Source organism: Achromobacter sp. UBA5777 (assembly GCF_002418565.1).
Lineage (GTDB): Bacteria > Pseudomonadota > Gammaproteobacteria > Burkholderiales > Burkholderiaceae_B > Achromobacter > Achromobacter animicus.
Window position 1 is genome coordinate 1 of sequence record NZ_DIEJ01000304.1, and the last position, 17,791, is coordinate 17,791.

Below are 17,791 nucleotides of genomic sequence, written 5' to 3' on the forward strand. Positions count from 1 at the left end.
GTTCCGGGCCGCGCCGCCCGACGCCACGCTGCGCGCGGTACTGGCGCGCTGGGCCAGCGCGTCGGGCTGGACGTTCGAACCACAGCATTGGGCCGTAGACGTCGATATCCCGCTGGCCGCCACGGCCGAATTCTCCGGCGACTTCAAGACGGCCGTGCGCGGGCTGCTCGGCGCTACGGAACTGGCCGATCGCCCCTTGCAACCCTGCTTCTACGGCAACCGCGTCCTGCGGGTCGTGCCGCTTGCGCAATCGTGCTCACGCGCGGCTACCCCCAAAGGAGCCGCAGCATGACATTCCTCTCGTTTGCTTGCGCCGCGCAACTCATGGCCCTCAGAACGTTTGCCCGCGTCAAGCGCAGTGCGGCATCCAGAACGCTTGCCTGCGCTGTGCTCTCGTGCGTCCTCGCTGGCTGTTCGGTGTCCGAGCAGGTCACGATCATGCAACGCGCGGCCAGCGGCCGGCATGCCGACGCCGCCACCCGCCATCAGGCCTTTGCGGACGGTTTGTCCGACCGCCAGGCTCGCATCGCCGCGCAGGAAGTCTCCACACCATGGCTGGCGGGCAAGCCGCAACCGCTGGCGCGCGAGGTCGCGCTGCCTCCCGCATTACGCGAAAACGTCAAAACCACGCTCATGCTGGCCGACGACGCAGATCTTTCCACGCTGGCGCAGCGCCTGACCGCCGCCACGGGCATTGCGGTTCGAGTGCGTCCCGACGCTTTGCTTCCCCCCGACCAATTCCTGCCGCGTCTTGCCGTCAGCGGCGCGGTGGCTCTCGCCGCACCGGCGCGCATTGAAGTGCGGGCGGATCCTCAGCCGCTCGCCGATCTACTCGACACGCTGGCCGCGCGCTTTTCGGTGCACTGGCGCTACGAACACAACGCGCTCGAGTTCTACCGCACCGAAACGCGCGTCTTCGATCTGCGCGCCCTGACGCTCGCCAGCAAGGTCGACGTGCGGCTCGGCCGCTCAGGCAGCGCGGAAGGCGAGGGCTTCGAAAGCACCTCCAACACGACGCTGGCCGCGGGCGAACACAACGCGCTGGCCATTCTGCGCGCAAACGTTCTGCCTTTCCTCACTCGGTCCGGCGTTATTGCAGAGCCGGTGGAAGGCGCAGCCACGTTGGTCGTCACCGATACGCCGGACGCGCTGGACCGGGTCGCACGCTATCTGGAACGCGAGAACAAGGCGTTGACCCGCCGTGTTCGCCTGCTTTTCGAGGAAATCACCTTTATCGCCAACACGGAAGCCGCGGGGGGGCTCGACTGGAATGCCCTTTATGCCGCCGCAGGCGCCACGGCGCGGCTGGCCGTACCTGGCGTGCCGGCCACCGGCGCAGGGTTGCTTCAAGCCACATCCAGCGCGGGGCCATTCCAAGGCTCGCAGGCCATCGTGTCCGCCCTCAGCGCGATGGGCGCGGTCGTGCGGCACAGCAAGATCCCAGTTCTCACCTTGAACCGCCGGCCGGTCTCGCATGCCGTCAGGACCACGTTCTCCTACATTGATCGCGTGCAGAGCACCGCCATGCCCGGCATGACCTCCACCGGCGCGAACGGATCGCTGCCTGCCGTCTCGATCAGCCAGAAAGAAGAAACCGTGGGCTCCTTCCTGACCCTGGTGCCGGACATCCAGGAAGACGGGCAGATCCTCCTTTCCATCGCGTATGACAACGCGGTCGCGCAGCCCCTGAAAACAATCACCTTCGGCGAAAGCGCCAATCAGGTGCAAGTGCAGCAGATCACGGTCGATGGCAGCGGCACTGTACAGCAGATCGAACTGCGGCCGGGGCAGCCCATGATTGTGGCTGGCTTTGACCGCACCCAGGACCAGCACGATCGCCAACGGCTGGCGCCTGGACTGCCGCTGCTCGCGGGTGGCCTGGACCGCGCCGCCACCGAACGCCACACGACGCTGATCCTTGTGACGGCTCAGGTCGAGGAAGGGTATTGATCGTGAACCGGGCCCCTCAACTCCTGCTGATCGACTGCCCGGGCGCCGAACGAACGCTGGCGTTCGGCTTGCGCTGGTTCGCGCTCATCGGTTCCAACGTCCCCAAGCTCGCGCGGTCACGTGGACGGCGCCTGCGGGCCACACATTATGTGGTGGGCGGATCGCCCGCCATGGTCGCGGGCTATGGACGCACCCGCGCCGGAATCCGGGGCGCGCGATTCAAGCGCCGCGCCGGCTCACCGGCCGCGATGCCGCCGCAATCGGCCGCGCAGTTGTTTGCGTGGCTGTACCCCGAGGGCGGCCATAGCGTGGTCCGGCTGCCGGACGGGCGCCATTGGCTTGTCGCCGCGCATGGCGGCGCAGTCCTCTCGCAGACCGACCGGGTGTTCGGTTCGCTTGACGAAGCCCTGCAGGGACAGCGGGCGCTGCTCGCGCAGCGTCCGTCCCTGGCGGAGCGCGCGCCGGACCAGGTGTGGTCCGCGTTGATTCAGGCAGTGGATGCCGGCGCCGCGCTTACCGCGCTGCCTTCGCGTTGGGCCGAGCTGCCCGTCGCATTGCGTCTCTTTCTGGCCTGCATCGGGCTTGCCGCTGTCGCGCCGCCGCTGTGGAACGCCGGCGCCAGCACGTTCTCGCAAAGACAGGCAGCGCCGCCGCAGCCCGTTGCCGTTCGGGACCCGATGGCCGACGCCTACGAGGCGATGTTGCGCGCCACCACAGTCCATCCGCCGACGGAGCTGACGCGCCTGCTCGCAAGCGTGGCGGCGCTGCCGGTGCAGGTGCAGGGCTGGGCGTTGCGACGCGCGCACTGCGACGCTGGCGCGCAGTATTGGAATTGCGCGGCGGTGTACGCCCGCGTTCACCCATTAGCCACGAACCATGGCCTGCACGCGTTGTTGCCAGCGGGCTGGCAGGTGTCGTTCAAGCCGCTCGAGGAAGCCACGCTGGCGTGGCGCCTGGCGTCCGCGCCGATCCAGATTGCCGAAATGACGTTGCCTTCGTCGCTGCACGTCGAGACGCGGGTGGCGGGCGGACTGCAAGGACTACGCCCAGCGTTCGCTTCCGTCGCGCTGTCGCATTCCGTGCCGCTCGTGCCGCATGGGCCGCGCCGGCCTGCGGCCCAGCAGCCGGCGGCCAGGCAGGCAAGCGCAGTGCAATCCAATCCAGCGCAGTCGGGCGTGCCCATCGTTCGGCGGCGCAGTCTGGCTTTGCATGGGCCTTTGCGGTCCATGGCGTTGATGCCGGGGCCGGTATCCGCGGCACGCTGGTCGCGTCTTGTGGTGACCGTGCAGTCGCAACCGCGGCCCAGCCTCGTGGCCAGTGCGCTAGTCGCCGAATTGCAGGGGGAACTTTATGAACAGGAATGAGCTTTGCATCCCGCGCCGGCGCGTAGCCGCGCGAACGTTTGCTGGTATCGCGCTGAGCGCCGCGGTGGTATCGGCGGGCCATGCGCAAGGCGCGGATCCGGCGTCCGCGCCGCAACCTTGGCCCGAGGTGGAAACCGTGCGCACGTTGCTGCGCGCGGATGCGGCCGCCGCGATGTCCGACTGCCATATCCCGGGTCTTTGCACGATGACCGAAGGGAAAGGCCCGATGGCGCCGCCCACGGGACGCGCGGCGGACGACATCCGCGTGACCGCCATCTTCGGCACGGCGAGCCGCTTGAACGTTGACATCGTCGTCAACGGCACGTTGCAACGCTATCGGGCTGGCCGCGCCGATCCCGTGGCAGGAAGCCGCCTGGCCGCGCCGTATCGTCTTCTGGCCATCGACGGCGCCTGCGTCCGCGTGCAGCGCGACGGCCGTGACCAGACCGCGTGCCTTGACGCCGGGGGCGGACACCCATGACGACGCAGACCCAGCCCATCGCGGACACGCTTGTTCGCCCGCCCGAGTTGCATACGCCCGAAGACGTCGCTGGCATGGAACCCGCCTTTGTGCGCGCGCTGAGCCGTCAGTTTGATCTGGCTGCGCTGGCCGGACGCTTGTGCCCGGTTCTGCTCGAGGGCGGCCAGGCCGCGATCTTCGCCGTCAAGGAATACACCGTCGGTGATCAGATCGACGAGGTCGAGCGCATGGTGAAGGCGGCTGGCTATCGTATGGCGAATCCCGCGCGATACGTCGTCCCGGCGCCGCTCCTGCTGATGATCGCGCGCGGCCAGTACACGGCGCCCAGCCCCGGGCGCGTGGCGCGGGCCGACCGGGCCGAACGCGCCTCGGCGCTGGCCGCCTTGTTTCTCGACATCGTCCGCTGGGGCGTGGTTCAAGGCGCCAGCGACGTCCACATCAACGTGGACCAGCGGCGTGACGCCAGCGAAATTCGCTACACCATCCACGGCGAGTACGTCGGCTCCGACCGTTTCGCCGGCCTGTCCAGCGCCACGCTGCTTGAAGTCCTTGCCGTGGCGTGGATGGACGTGCGCGGCGGCAATGGCGCCGTGTTCGATCCGGCGCTCGAGCAGCAGGGTCGCATTTCGCTGACCGTGGACGCGGCGCCCATCGTGCTTCGCTGGGCGTCGCTGGCGGCGGACGCGGGGCCTTCCGTGTGCCTGCGGATCCTGCGGTTGGACGCAACCGTCAACGGCGACCTCCTGGCCTTGGGATATTTGCCTGGCCAAGCCGAAACCCTGTTGCGGGTGCGCGAGCGAGAGGGCGGGGCCATCGTGCTGGCGGGCGTGGTCGGCTCAGGCAAGTCCACCACCATCGCCGCGCTGATGCGCGGCATCGCGCCCACGCGCAAGGTCATCACACTTGAAGACCCGGTGGAATACCACATCGGCAACGCGTTGCAGAACACGCTGACGGGCGCGCTGGCGGACGCGGCGTGGCCGACGCTGGACGCCAAGCTCAAGACCATCAAGCGCTCGGCAATGAACGACCTGCTGATCGGCGAAATCCGCGACACGCAGACCGGCCGCGCGTTCATGGATCTCGCCAGTTCCGGCGTCAGTCTGTACGCCACGACACACGCCGGATCGGCCGCGATGATTCCCGAGCGCCTGGCATCCGACGCCGTAGGCGTGTCACGCGAGTTTCTCGCGTCGCCCGGCATCCTGAAGCTCTTGATCTATCAGACGCTGCTGCCACGCCTGTGCCCCGGCTGCGCGTTGCCCGTCGACAGCCTGTGGTCGGGCGTCCACGCTCGGCATGCGCAGGCATGGGACTGGCGCGGCTGGGTGCTGGGCATGCAAGACGCGTTCGATCTGCACGCCGAGTCGCTCCGGGTCAGAAACGAAGCAGGCTGCCCCGCGTGCCGGCGCGATCACATGCCGGAATTGAACGGAACGGCGGGGCGCAGCGTTGCCGCCGAAATGATCGAGCCCGATCGCGTGCCGGGCTTTCTAGACCAAGTGCGTCAGCGCGACAACCACGCACTGAAGCAACAGTTCCAGCCTGCCACGGGCAGTGCGTGGCGAGACGCCGGAACGCGCGGCGCGCGGGCGCTGGATTGCGCGCTGTATCGGACGAGCCTGGGAGAGATCGATCCGCGCACGCTGTTGCGCCGGTTCGAGTTGCCCATCGTGCCGAGCCTGCGCACGGGATCGGCCGCTCGGCTACAGCCCGCGGCACTTGCGCAGGCCGGCACGGCCCTCTCTGACGGAGCGCAGCATGGCTGATCTCGCGTTGAGGGCTGCGCGCGGGTCTCTGCGGTCAGTGGGCGCGCGCCAGCTTCGGCTGGACGCGCTGCGCTTTCGGCCGCAGCGCGCGGATTACTACGAGTATCTGGCGGATGTCGTCGAAGGCACGCAAGGCCGAAAGAGCCTGCGCGACATCTTCGAGGACGACGCCAGCCGGTACGGGCCCGAGACGGTGCGCGGCCGCCTCTGTCAGCACTGGGCCGCCGCGTATCTGAGCGCCGGCGGTGACCTGGGCGTCGCCTGGTCCGACACGCTGCCGCACGACGAATGCCTGCTGCTCAGTTGCGTGCAGGAAGAGGGCGGCGATCTGCCCGCGGCGCTGCGCGATCTGGCGCGCGCCGTCCGCCTGGCGTCCGAGGCATGGTCGGCATTGCTGTCGGCAGCCGCCACGGGCGTCGTCGCCGCTTTGGTGGCCTTCACGTTGCTGTGCGCCATTCCGTTCTTCAGCGTGCCCCGGCTGCAGCAGGTCTTCCAGGCCGTGCCCGCCGAAGACTACGCGACGCTCACGCGCGGGCTGTTCGCTTTGGCGGGCGGCTTGAAGCAGTGGCTTGCGCTGTGGGTCGTCCTGATATTTGGCGCGGTCATGCTAGCCCTCTGGTCGCTGGCGAACTTCACTGGTGATCTTCGCGCCGTGCTCGACCGTTGGCTGCTCTGGCGGCTGTATCGCGATTTCCAGGCCATCCGCTTTCTGTCTCTGCTGGCCGTGCTCATTCGGCAGCACGGCGCGGCCGACACGCGATTGCGCCGCGCGCTGGCCGTGCAGGCGCGCGACGCCCCGCCGTGGCTGCTCTCGCATCTGCACGCCATGCTTGGCCGCATCGACGCAGGCGCCAGCGGCGCGGAAATCTTCGGCACCGGACTGCTGGACTCCCAAACCTGGTGGTACATGGCGGACCTGATGGACGCGCTCGGCGTTGAGCCGGGCCTGGCCCGCGTGCGCCAGCGCGTCGAGGTCCGCCTGTTGGCCCGGGTGCGGCGCCAGGCGCTCGTGCTGCGCTGGTGCTTGCTGATTCTTTCCCTGGCCACGGTGCTGGGCATCACGCTGTGGCATTACGCGGTGATAGACGAGCTGCGCCAGGCACTCACCAATTTCTATGCCAGCCAGTAGTGCTCCGCGGGTTGGCGGCAACGGCGCGGCTCGCCGCGCACTTTAATCAATGAGGATATTCATGAAAGCAGTCAGTCTGTCCCGGCCCCTTGGTGCGAACCAGCGCGGATTTTCCTTGATGGAAGTGTCCATCGTCACGGCCATCGTCCTGCTCATCGCCATCGTCGGCATCCCTGCCATTGGCGGGTATGTCATTGAAAACAAAGTGCCGAAGGTCGGCGAAGAATTGCAGCGGTTCATCGCCAGCATGAAGATCAACGCGCAAGGCGGTGGCGTGACACCGTACACGGGGCTGGACACCGGCGCCCTGGCCAACGCGCTGCGCGACTCCACCGTGCTCTCGGTGCAGGGTACTGGCGCCGCGGCGAGCGTGGCGCACGGCCTGGGCGGCTCCGGTATCGGCGGCAGCGGCGTGGTGCAGGTCGAGCCCGCGTCCGTCGACGGCGCGGGAATGGGCTCGGCGTTCACGCTCACGCTCACCAGTGTCAGCCACGCCGCCTGCCCAGCGCTCGCGTCCGTGCTTCAACGGGTGTCGGAAATCATCTCCATCAGCGGCAGCAGCGGCGCCAAGGTCGTCAAGGATTCAATCACCAATCCCGCGACGCCATACCGCGCTGCGCAGGCCCAGGCGCAGTGTAGCCAGGGCGACGTAAACACTTTTGTTTTCACCGCACGATGAGCGCGCACCGGGAGGTCCGGCTTTTCCCGGCGGGGCATCAGCGTCCGTTGGTGTCCCGGCAGCAGGCAGGCTTTTCGCTCATCGGGCTGGCACTGGCGCTGGCCATCACCACGGCCATGGCCATCTGGGCATCCAACGCGGTCGTCCACGGCATCGAAGCATCCGCCGCCCGCTCAGCGGGCGTTTGGCTGACACAGATCCGGCTGGCGGTGACGGATGTGCTGTCCCGCCACTCGGAGGCGCTGACCAAGGGGGAGCCTCCTCAAGACAGCCAGGGCCAGCCGCTGTTCGGCGATGCGCTGCGGCCCACGCTTTCCGAGCTTCGAGTTCAGGGTCACCTGCCTGCCGACTTTCCCGACCGGTCGGCGTTGGATTTCGGCGCGAACATCCGGCTCCTGCGCAGCCCGGCCTGTCCCGACGAGCCTTGCCGGATCGACGGCGTCGTCGCTGCCGACAAACCTTTGCTGAAAAAGGGGACGCAATTGCCGGACGAGGTGAGCATGGCTTCGGTCATCGCGTCCGCGGGCGGCTATGGCGGGGCCGTGTGGCCGCAAGCGCCGTTTCAGCTGCGAGGCGCCGCCTATGCGTTTCCCAACCCGCTCGCGGCCGACGCGCCAGCGTACCCGCCTGGCACGCTGGCCCTGTGGGCGGGCGCGGGCACCGGGCAGCCTGACATGAGCGGTTATGTGAAGATGCGCGACACCCGCGATCCGGATCTGCAAGGCAAGCTATCTGTCGCTGGCAACGTGGACGCGGGTGGCTACGTCACCGTTGGAGCCCGGGAGGTCCCTGGGCATGCCTGCGGCGTCTCAGGCGGAACGCTGGCCACGTCGGCCGCCGGTCAGCTGCTTTCGTGCGAAGCCGGCATCTGGATGCAGGCAAGCGGCGGGTTCGGGGGCGCCTACAGCACCAACTATCCGCTCGGCTGCTTCCATTACACGGGCTTGTCTACGGCCAATCCTCGCACGGGCCAGTGTTCCTGCCCGCCCGGCTACGCCGAGGTCATCGTGTCCGCCGGCGGAAAATGGACGGAAACCGAGGGTTGGACCACGGGTTTCGTCTGCGTCCGATGATGGCCATCCCGCCCATATCCCGCGTATCCCCGCCAACCCTCTATAATTGGCGATTCGCCCTAAATTCTGCTTCATCCACGATGAAATCCTCCGAGATTCGCCAGCAGTTCCTGCAATTCTTCAAGTCCAAGGGACACACCATTGTTCCCTCGTCGTCGCTCGTCCCGGGCAACGACCCGACCCTGCTCTTCACCAATTCGGGCATGGTCCAGTTCAAGGACGTCTTCACGGGCAAGGAATCGCGGTCGTACACGCGTGCCACCTCGTCGCAGCGCAGTGTGCGCGCCGGGGGCAAGCACAACGACCTGGAGAACGTGGGCTACACCGCCCGCCACCACACGTTCTTCGAAATGCTGGGCAATTTCAGCTTTGGCGACTACTTCAAGCGCGACGCCATCCAGTACGCGTGGGAACTGCTGACGCAGGTCTACAAGCTGCCGGCGGAAAAGCTCTGGGTGACGGTCTACCAGGAAGACGACGAGGCCTACGACATCTGGGCCAAGGAAGTGGGCGTGCCGACCGAGCGCATCATCCGCATCGGCGACAACAAGGGCGCACGCTACGCGTCCGACAACTTCTGGCAGATGGCGGACACCGGCCCTTGCGGTCCTTGCTCCGAAATCTTCTTTGACCACGGCCCCGAGATCTGGGGCGGCCCACCCGGATCCCCCGAAGAAGACGGCGACCGCTACATCGAAATCTGGAACCTGGTGTTCATGCAGTTCGAACGCGACGCCGCCGGCAATATGCCGCGCCTGCCGCGTCCCTGTGTCGACACCGGCATGGGTCTGGAACGCATCGCCGCCGTCCTGCAGCATGTGCATTCCAACTACGAAATTGATCTCTTCCAGCACCTGATCGCCGCCGCCGCGCGCGAAACCGGCATCAAGGACCTCGAAGACAACTCGCTCAAGGTCATCGCCGACCACATCCGCGCCTGCTCGTTCCTCATCGTCGACGGCGTGATCCCGAGCAACGAAGGCCGCGGCTACGTGCTGCGCCGCATCGTGCGCCGCGCGCTGCGTCACGGCTACAAGCTGGGCCAGACCAAACCCTTCTTCCATCGCCTGGTGCCGGATCTCGTCGCCGAAATGGGCGAGGCCTACCCGGAACTGGCCGCCGCGGCCGATCGCGTGGCCCAGGTCCTCAAGCAGGAAGAAGAACGCTTCGGCGAAACCCTCGAACACGGCATGCGCATCCTGGACACCGCCTTGGCCAACGTGCCCAAGGGCGGCGTGCTGGACGGCACCACGCTGTTCACGCTTTACGACACCTACGGCTTCCCGGTCGACCTCACCGCCGACATCTGCCGTGAACGCGAAGTCGAAGTCGACATGGCTGGCTTCGAAGTCGCCATGGAACGCCAGCGTGACCAGGCCCGCGCGGCGGGCAAGTTCAAGATGGCCGAAGGCCTCAGCTACGAAGGCGCCGAAACGCGTTTCGAAGGCTACGAAAAGCTTGAACTGGACAACGTCAAGGTCACCGCCCTGTACGTGGACGGCACGCAGGTGCAGGAAGTCAAGGCCGGCCAAAGCGCCGTTGTCGTGCTGGACGCCACCCCGTTCTATGCGGAGTCGGGCGGCCAGGTCGGCGACACCGGTCTGCTCGAAGCCGATGGCGTGCGCTTTGCCGTCGCCGACACGCTCAAGATCCAGTCCGGCGTGTTCGGCCATCACGGCACGCTGGAATCCGGCTCACTGGCCGTCGGCGACACGCTGCTGGCCCGCGTGGACGCCGTCCGCCGCGCCCGCACGGTGCGCAACCACTCGGCCACGCACCTGATGCACAAGGCGCTGCGCCAGGTGCTGGGCGCGCACGTGCAACAGCGCGGTTCGCTCGTTGATCCCGACAAGACCCGTTTCGACTTCGCGCAGGATGCGCCGCTGACGGCAGAGCAGATTGCCCGCGTCGAAGCCATCGTCAACGCCGAGGTCCTGGCCAACCATCCCACTGTCGCCCAGGTCATGGGCTATGACGATGCGGTCAAGGGCGGCGCCATGGCGCTGTTCGGCGAAAAGTACGGGGACACCGTGCGCGTGCTCGACATCGGCTTCTCGCGCGAACTCTGCGGCGGCACGCACGTCACCCGCACGGGCGATATCGGCCTGTTCAAGATCGTGTCCGAAGGCGGCGTGGCCGCGGGCGTACGCCGCATCGAAGCCATCACCGGCGACAACGCGCTGGCCTGGGTGCAGAACCAGAACGCCTTGCTGACCCAGGTGGCCGGCATGCTGCGCAGCACGCCCGCTGATCTGCCGGCGCGCATCGCGCAGGTGCAGGACCAGGTCAAGACGCTCGAAAAGGAACTGGAGCAGTCGCGCAACAAGCTTGCGGCCAGCGCCGGCAATGACCTGGCTTCCAGCGCCGCCGTCGACGTCAAGGGCATCAAGGTTCTCGCGGCCAGCATCGGCGACGTCGATCCCAAGGCGCTGCGCGGCATGGTCGACAACCTGAAAGATCGCTTGAAGCCTGCCGTCGTGCTGCTGGCCACCGGCTCGGCCGATGGCAAGATCAGCGTGGTCGGTGGCGTCACCGCCGACCTGACCGACCGCATCAAGGCGGGCGATCTGGTGGGCTTTGTCGCTAGCCAGGTGGGCGGCAAGGGCGGCGGTCGTCCCGATATGGCCATGGGCGGCGGCACGGATATCGCTGCGCTGCCCGCAGCCATCGCTGGCGTGCAGAAGTGGGTGGACGAGCGCCTCTGATGAGCGACGTCGATTCCCGTCTCGATGCCGGCGCCTCGGCGCCGGTGTTCGACCAAGACGTCGATGCCAGCGGGCTGACGTGCCCCTTGCCCATCCTGCGCGCCAAGAAGGCGCTTGCAACGATGGAAAGCGGGCAGGTGGTGCGCGTTATCACCACGGACCGCAATGCGATCCGCGATTTCCAGGCGTTTGCGCGCCAGACCGGCAATGCGCTGGTCGCGCAGCAAGAGGCCGATGGTCGCTGCGTGCATTTTCTGCGCCGGCGTTAGCCAGCCCGGCATTCGCTTCATGCAAAAGGCCCGCTTGAAAGCGGGCCTTGTTCTTTGTGGGCGTCATTCTGGCGAATTTTTTGCCTTTTTGGGGCGGCCCTTTATACCGGCGTGTCCTTGCCTACCTGTGAATGGCCGCGGCGACCGCCTGCGTGATCGTGAAGTCCACCAGATCACCTTCCTTCAACTGCTGAAGTTTTTCGCGCAGCGCCGGATCCCTGACCTGGATGGTGCGCCTGCCGCCTTGGGGTCCCTTCAGGATCACCAGGTTTGCGCTCCGGTTGATGTGCCAGATTTCGGCCGTGATCGTGGTCTGCCGGCCCACCGCGCCGCCGGGCATCGCACCCTTGGCCGACCGGGTCGCGGCGGTCTCGGTCACGACTTCAGGCGCACCGGAACCGGCGGGACGCACGTCCACGGCCACCGACTCGTAATAGTCCAGCGTCAGCGTGTCGCCCGCCTTGATCTGCTTGAAGTTGCGGATGTCCGGTCCGGCGACGATGTCCACGGTATTGCCGTCGGCGCCGCGCAGGGTGATGGTCCGGCTGGCCTGATCCACCGCCGTCACCTGACCGGACGCCGTCGTCAGCGCCGCACCGATCACGCGCGCGGGCGCCTCGGTGGGCAACGCCAGCGCGCCCGCCAGCAATCCCGCCATCGCCAGGCGCGCAAAGGGTGAGAAGACTGATTTTTGGTTCTTCATGGTGTGCACACTCCAGTTAAACGACTTTTTGTGGGGAAAAAGCGGAGTCAGGCAGGGACGCGGCAACGCCGTCCGGATCTTCCGGGCGCTTGCGGCGAAGGCGGGGTATCAGGAGAAGGCTGCCGCTTCAAAGCGGCCAGCAAGGGCAGGGCGTAGAGTTTTGCGCGGGTCGACATGAAATCCGATCGCTCCAATCAGATTGCTCTTCAGACGCACCAATTGCTCAAACGCATGACAACGGGGGAAGACCGCAGGCGAAGACACCGGCACAACCGCGCCCACAAATGCGAACGCAACGACGACCTGACCACCAACAGATCGAGCCGCAGCAGGGCTGGGCTCGTGCTTGTAGAATACCCGGATGTGGTGTTTTAGGATACAAATCGCACCGCATCACAGATTCTTCGGCACTCGCATTTGCCAGCAGGCTCCTTTCAGTGCTAGAATTTCCCGTTTTTCACAACTAATTCAAGGGATTACCTATGGTGGTGATTCGCCTGGCCCGCGGTGGGTCCAAGAAGCGTCCGTTCTACAACCTGGTGGCCACCGATTCGCGTAACCGTCGCGACGGCCGTTTTATCGAGCGCGTGGGTTTTTACAACCCCGTGGCTAGCGAAGGCACGGAAAACCTGCGCATTGCGCTGGATCGCGTGCAGTACTGGACCGGCACCGGCGCGCAACTGTCGCCCGCCGTCGAGCGTCTGGTCAAGGAATACTCGGCCAAGGTTTCCGCCGCGGCCTAATTGCCCGCGACGCACATCCTTAGCTGATTCTGGAGCAGCAGGTTTTCCACGCTTAGAGCCTCGCGCTTGAAAGCGGATATTCCTGGCTGCTTCATTGCTATCCAAGCCTGATAAAGAGCACGATAAATGCCTGATGCCGCAACTTCAAACGCGGCGCCTACGGATTTGGTCGAGCTGGGCCGCATCACTGCAGCCTACGGTGTGAAAGGCTGGGTTAAAGTGCAGCCGCATTCGGCCAACGCCGAAGTGCTGCTCTCAGCGTCTCAATGGTGGTTGACTCGCCCTGTGCCTGAATTGGCGCGGGGCGCTGTCGCGTCTGCGCCTGTCGCATTCAAGATCTTGCAAGTCCGATCGCAGGGAGCCACCGTGGTGGCGCAACTGCAGGGCATCACGGATCGCGATCAGGCCGAAGCGTTGCGCGGACATACCGTGCAAGCGCCGCGCGGATCATTTCCCGCGCCCGAGGAAGACGAATACTACTGGGTCGATCTCATTGGTTGCGCGCTGTACTCCAGCGCCAACGGCGAAGCCGCGCGCATTGGCGTGGTCAGCGAGGTCCTCGACAACGGTGCTCACGCCGTGTTGAAGGTCCTGCTGCAGAAGGGTGAGGGCGAAAGCCCCGAACCTGTCCTGGACGCCAAGGGCCGACCCGCCGAAATGCTTGTACCGTTCGTACGCGCGCATATCCACGCCGTTGATCTGGCTGCCCGCCGCATCGACAGCGACTGGCCCGCGGATTTTTGATGCGTATCGACGTCGTTACGCTATTTCCCGAAATGTTCGGGGTGGTGCGCGACCTCGGCGTCACCGGCCGGGCTCACGCCCAGGGCCGGTGGCAGCTTCATGCCTGGAATCCCCGCGATTTCACGCATGACGTACACCGCACCGTGGACGACCGCCCCTACGGCGGCGGCCCCGGCATGGTGATGATGCCGGGTCCTTTGGAAGCCGCCGTCAATGCCGCCCAGCAGGCGCGCGCCGCGCAGGGCCTGGGTCCCGCCCCGGTGGCGCTGCTTGCGCCAGTCGGCCGGCGCTATGACCAGGCCGGCGCCGAAGCGCTGGCCGCCAGCGATGGCCTCATTCTCATCTGCGGCCGTTACGAAGGCGTGGACCAGCGCTTCATCGATCGCTGTGTCACGCAGGAAATCTCGCTCGGCGACTTCGTCCTCTCTGGCGGTGAAATCGCGGCGCTTGCCGTGATCGATGCCGCAGTGCGTCTTTTGCCGGGCGTGCTCAACGACGGCGATTCCGCCCTGCAGGATTCCTTCAACGACACCTTGTCTGGCCTGCTGGACAGCCCGCACTACACGCGCCCGGAAGTCTACGAGGGCGAAGCGGTGCCGGCGCCGCTGTTGAGCGGGCACCACGCCAATATCGCGCGCTGGCGGCGCGAGCGGTCGCTGGCATTGACTGCCGCACGCCGGCCCGAACTCATCGAATCGGCGCGCGCAAAAGGCTGGCTGAGCAAGCTGGACGAGCGCTATCTGGCCGAGTTGACCGGCACGCCGTTGCCTGCGGAGCCGGGCACAAGACGCCGTCGCCCGCGCAAACCCGGTGCGGACGCCGCGCCCGCGGGGCAGAACCAACCCAACTCCACCCCGGATTCCAGCCCCGATCCCAAGCCCAATCCGTCCGACGCCTCCTGACCGTCGCGCCGGCCCGCCACGCCCACAACGCTAGGGAAGTCCCTGGATTGTGGGCGTTTTCGCGGCTCCTTAGTATTGAAAATTACATGCACATGAAATTTTCATATGAGCCGCTCTGCCGCCGTTCGCCGTGCCAGCGCAGCACCCTCGTCGCCCGCCCACGCGGGGCGGCCGGAGTCGGCCGTCGATCTGTGGCTGGGTCAGCAGTTGCGTCAGTTGCGCAAGCAACAGGGACGGTCGCTGGCTGACGTCGCCCGAACCTGCGGCATGTCGCTCGGCCTGCTCAGCCAGATCGAAAGAGGGCTGAGCTCGGCCTCCGTCAAAGTCCTACATCTCCTGGCGCGCGAGTTCCGCGTGTCGGTCAATGCGTTGTTGCGCAACGCCGAGCATACCGGCGGCGAAGAGGATGGCCGCGTGGCCCGCGCGGGCACGCACCGCCATATCGACTTGAAGGAAAAGGGCATCAGCAAAGAGATGTTCACGCCCTCGGCCTGCCGCAGCATGGACCTGTGCCGCGCTTCCATCGCGCCCGGCGGCTCCACCGGCACCGAGCTCTTCGTGACGGGACAGGGCGAGCAGATCGGCCTGGTGCTCAAGGGTGTGCTCGAACTATGGGTGGGCGACCGCGTCATCCGCCTGCAAGCCGGCGACAGCTTTTGCTACGCCAGCAGCACGCCGCGCCGCTGGTGCAATCCGGGGACCCAAACGACCGAGGTCATCTGGGCCATCTCCAACATCACTCAAGCCGCGGAGGACGACACGCCACAAGCGCCCTGAGCGCGCAGCACCCAAGCGGCGGAACGCGCGGGGAGCGTGCCGCCACCGGACGCGCCACGCGCGGCCCGGCCTTCTTTGCCACGATGAGGATATGTCATGAAATTCAAGACTCTTGTTGTCTCTGTATTCGCAGCATTGTCCATGGCGGCGGGCGCCCAAGCCCAGACGGTATTGAAGGTGGGGTCCACGCCCACCGGCAGCCCGTTCACCTTTCTCGATACCAAGACGAACAGCATCGAGGGCGTGATGGTCGACATCGTGAAAGCGGTGGGCAAGGAAGCGGGATTCTCGGTGCAGATCGAGCCCATGGCGTTTTCCGCGCTGATCGGATCGCTGACATCCAAGCGCATTGACATCGTGTCGGCGGCGATGTTCATCACGCCGCAGCGCCAGCAGGTGGTGAGCTTTTCCGAGCCTGTCTATCGCTACGGCGAGGGCCTGATGGTGCTCAAGACCGACAACAAGGAATACAAGTCCTTCGCCGACATGAAGGGCATGACCGTCGGCGTGCAGGTTGGCACCGCCTTTGTCGAGCCCATTCAAAAGAGCGGCGTCTTCAAGGAAGTGAAGCTTTACGACAATCCGCCCGACATGATGCGCGACGCCAACGCCGGCCGCATCCAGGGCGGCTTCATGGACTATCCCATCGCCGCGTACGTCCTGTCGCAGGGCAACTATCCCAACCTGAAGATGGCGCAGTCGTACCAGCCGACGATCATGGGAAGCCTTGGGCTCGCCACGCGCAAGGACGACACCGAACTGCTTGATCGCATCAACAAGGCGCTGGCAAAGCTGAAAGCCGACGGTGCCATCGACGCGATCCTGAAGAAGTGGGGCCTGGGCGGCGCGTGATGCCGGCCGGGCTATCCCAGATCAAGCATTCGCAACATCCCGCCGGCGCTTTCGGCCGCGCCGGCGGACGCAGCGCATCCGCGGCGCTTCTCGGGCCGTTTCCCAAGCGGTCATCGCGGGCTGTCTTCTCGGAGTGGGTGGACTCATGACGGAATTCTTGAAAGACGCGGCAGAGTTCATGCCGATCCTGCTGGAGGGCGCCAAGCTCACCATTCTGGTCACGCTGGGTTCCCTTGCGCTGTCCACGGTGCTGGGCTTGGTGTGGGCGTTGATGCGGGTGTCCGGCAACAAGTATCTGTCGGGCTTCAGCGCGGGCCTTGTCAATCTGTTGCGCGGCATTCCGATCATCGTGCTGCTCTTCTACATCTACTTCGTGATGCCGGACATGGGCGTGTCGCTGAGCGCGGTGCACGCGGCCATCATCGGCCTGGGCATCGCGTATTCCGCCTATCAGGCGGAGAATTTCCGCGCCGGCATCCAGGCAATCGACCGCGGACAAATCGAAGCGGCGATGGCCATGGGCATGGGTTGGGGGCTGACGATGCGGCGCGTCGTGCTGCCGCAGGCCGTGAAGATCGTCCTGCCGCCGTACGGCAACATCATGATCATGATGCTGAAGGACTCGTCGCAGGCGTCCACCATCACCGTCGCCGAGCTGGCGCTGCAGGGCAAGCTCATCGCCGTATCCACCTTCAAGAACGCCACGGTGTTCACTCTGGTGGCGCTGATGTACCTGGTGATGTGCGTGCCGCTCATCCTGCTGGTGCGGCATCTGGAAAAGCGGAGCGCCATCAAATGATCAGCCTGCAAGGCGTAAGGAAGAGCTTTGGCACGCTCGAGGTCCTGAAGGGCATCGACGCCGAGGTCGAGCAGGGGGAGGTCGTGTGTGTGGTGGGTCCGTCCGGCTCGGGCAAGTCGACCATCCTGCGCTGCATCAACGGACTGGAACGCTACAACGCCGGCCGCATCACCGTGGACGGCGAGCTCGTCGATTGCGACGCGCCTTCCATCGTGTCGATTCGCACGCAGGTGGCGATGGTGTTCCAGCGCTTTAACCTGTTTCCGCATCGCACGGCGCTGGAAAACGTCATCGAAGGCCCGATCTTCGTGAAGAAGGAACCGCGCGCCCAGGCGGTGGAGCGCGGCCGGGAATTGCTGGCCAGCGTGGGGCTGGCGGACAAGGAGCACGCGCATCCGAACCAGCTATCCGGCGGCCAGCAGCAGCGCGTGGCGATCGCGCGGGCGCTCGCGATGCAACCCAAGGCGATCCTGTTCGACGAGCCCACCTCGGCGCTCGATCCTGAACTGGTCGGCGATGTGCTGGGCGTCATGCGCAAGCTGGCCGAGGCCGGCATGACGATGGTCGTCGTCACGCACGAAATGAGCTTTGCGCGCGAGGTCGCCGACCGCGTCATGTTCTTTGACGGCGGCGTCATGGTGGAGCAGGGCGCCGCCCGCGAAGTGCTGAATCATCCGCAGCATCCGCGCACGCAGGACTTCCTGCGGCGCGTGCTGCATCCCATGTAAGGAAGGAAGCCCCATGCAGCCAGCGCCGTTTCCGCTTTCCCCGTCACTGTGGGCGGCCACCGCGGCGCCGCCGCCTCCCACCGGGCCGCTGGACGCGTCGGCGCAGGCCGACGTCGCCGTGATC

18 protein-coding genes are annotated in these 17,791 nt (G+C 66.2%); 17 read left to right on the forward strand and 1 reads right to left on the reverse strand.

Annotated features, from left to right (window positions below):
• From B3446_RS26520 to B3446_RS26565, 10 genes are all read left to right on the forward strand, one after another.
• On the forward strand, positions 1-292 hold a 292-nt coding region (locus B3446_RS26520), incomplete at its 5' end, for a toxin co-regulated pilus biosynthesis Q family protein (protein ID WP_291386959.1).
• 32 nt (positions 293-324) lie between these two features.
• The gene (locus B3446_RS26525) at positions 325-1,950 is read left to right on the forward strand and encodes a hypothetical protein (protein WP_409558313.1); all 1,626 of its coding nucleotides are present in this window, start codon (positions 325-327) and stop codon (positions 1,948-1,950) included.
• Positions 1,951-1,952: 2 nt separating this feature from the next.
• On the forward strand, positions 1,953-3,314 hold the full coding sequence (locus tag B3446_RS26530) for a hypothetical protein (protein WP_291386963.1): 1,362 nt from the start codon (positions 1,953-1,955) through the stop codon (positions 3,312-3,314).
• On the forward strand, positions 3,301-3,795 hold the full coding sequence (locus tag B3446_RS26535) for a hypothetical protein (protein ID WP_291386965.1): 495 nt from the start codon (positions 3,301-3,303) through the stop codon (positions 3,793-3,795). The genes B3446_RS26530 and B3446_RS26535 overlap by 14 nt, the downstream gene beginning before the upstream one ends.
• Positions 3,792-5,564: an ATPase, T2SS/T4P/T4SS family gene (locus B3446_RS26540; RefSeq protein ID WP_291386967.1), complete on the forward strand. Its 1,773-nt coding sequence runs from the start codon at positions 3,792-3,794 to the stop codon at positions 5,562-5,564. Before B3446_RS26535 ends, B3446_RS26540 begins: the two co-directional genes overlap by 4 nt.
• On the forward strand, positions 5,557-6,693 hold the full coding sequence (locus B3446_RS26545; protein WP_291386969.1) for a general secretion pathway protein: 1,137 nt from the start codon (positions 5,557-5,559) through the stop codon (positions 6,691-6,693). The genes B3446_RS26540 and B3446_RS26545 overlap by 8 nt, the downstream gene beginning before the upstream one ends.
• Positions 6,694-6,754: 61 nt before the next feature.
• The gene (locus B3446_RS26550; RefSeq protein ID WP_191577043.1) at positions 6,755-7,372 is read left to right on the forward strand and encodes a type 4 pilus major pilin; all 618 of its coding nucleotides are present in this window, start codon (positions 6,755-6,757) and stop codon (positions 7,370-7,372) included.
• Entirely contained in the window at positions 7,369-8,445 is a 1,077-nt protein-coding gene (locus B3446_RS26555; RefSeq protein WP_291386972.1) for a prepilin, read from the forward strand. The genes B3446_RS26550 and B3446_RS26555 overlap by 4 nt, the downstream gene beginning before the upstream one ends.
• 80 nt (positions 8,446-8,525) lie before the next feature.
• Positions 8,526-11,150 (forward strand): alanine--tRNA ligase, encoded by a 2,625-nt coding sequence (gene alaS / locus B3446_RS26560; RefSeq protein WP_191577042.1) that lies wholly within the window; start codon positions 8,526-8,528, stop codon positions 11,148-11,150.
• The gene (locus B3446_RS26565; RefSeq protein WP_291386975.1) at positions 11,150-11,419 is read left to right on the forward strand and encodes a sulfurtransferase TusA family protein; all 270 of its coding nucleotides are present in this window, start codon (positions 11,150-11,152) and stop codon (positions 11,417-11,419) included. The genes alaS and B3446_RS26565 overlap by 1 nt, the downstream gene beginning before the upstream one ends.
• 121 nt (positions 11,420-11,540) lie before the next feature.
• Here the strand turns inward: B3446_RS26565 and B3446_RS26570 are convergent, their stop codons facing one another.
• Positions 11,541-12,122 (reverse strand): hypothetical protein, encoded by a 582-nt coding sequence (locus tag B3446_RS26570; protein ID WP_291386977.1) that lies wholly within the window; start codon positions 12,120-12,122, stop codon positions 11,541-11,543.
• Between the two features lie 482 nt (positions 12,123-12,604).
• Here B3446_RS26570 and rpsP point away from each other — a divergent pair, with 482 nt between their 5' ends.
• The 7 genes from rpsP to B3446_RS26605 all read left to right on the forward strand — a co-directional run bounded on the left by rpsP (position 12,605) and on the right by B3446_RS26605 (position 17,667).
• Complete coding sequence (rpsP, locus tag B3446_RS26575; RefSeq protein WP_008165084.1) at positions 12,605-12,865, forward strand: 30S ribosomal protein S16; 261 nt, start codon at positions 12,605-12,607, stop codon at positions 12,863-12,865.
• Between the two features lie 126 nt (positions 12,866-12,991).
• Positions 12,992-13,609, forward strand: a complete 618-nt coding sequence (rimM, locus tag B3446_RS26580) for a ribosome maturation factor RimM (protein ID WP_291386980.1) — start codon at positions 12,992-12,994, stop codon at positions 13,607-13,609.
• Positions 13,609-14,511, forward strand: coding sequence for a tRNA (guanosine(37)-N1)-methyltransferase TrmD (gene trmD / locus B3446_RS26585; protein WP_291386982.1), 903 nt, complete (start codon positions 13,609-13,611; stop codon positions 14,509-14,511). The genes rimM and trmD overlap by 1 nt, the downstream gene beginning before the upstream one ends.
• A 105-nt stretch (positions 14,512-14,616) precedes the next feature.
• Complete coding sequence (locus tag B3446_RS26590) at positions 14,617-15,288, forward strand: helix-turn-helix domain-containing protein (protein WP_291386984.1); 672 nt, start codon at positions 14,617-14,619, stop codon at positions 15,286-15,288.
• A gap of 96 nt (positions 15,289-15,384) precedes the next feature.
• Positions 15,385-16,140: an ABC transporter substrate-binding protein gene (locus B3446_RS26595; RefSeq protein WP_056571455.1), complete on the forward strand. Its 756-nt coding sequence runs from the start codon at positions 15,385-15,387 to the stop codon at positions 16,138-16,140.
• Between the two features lie 145 nt (positions 16,141-16,285).
• A complete protein-coding gene (locus B3446_RS26600) occupies positions 16,286-16,939 on the forward strand; it encodes an amino acid ABC transporter permease (protein ID WP_175125042.1) in 654 nt (217 codons plus the stop codon).
• Positions 16,936-17,667 carry an amino acid ABC transporter ATP-binding protein gene (locus tag B3446_RS26605; protein ID WP_191577038.1) on the forward strand — a complete coding sequence of 244 codons (732 nt, stop codon included), beginning with the start codon at positions 16,936-16,938 and terminating at the stop codon, positions 17,665-17,667. Before B3446_RS26600 ends, B3446_RS26605 begins: the two co-directional genes overlap by 4 nt.
• Positions 17,668-17,791 lie beyond the last annotated feature (124 nt).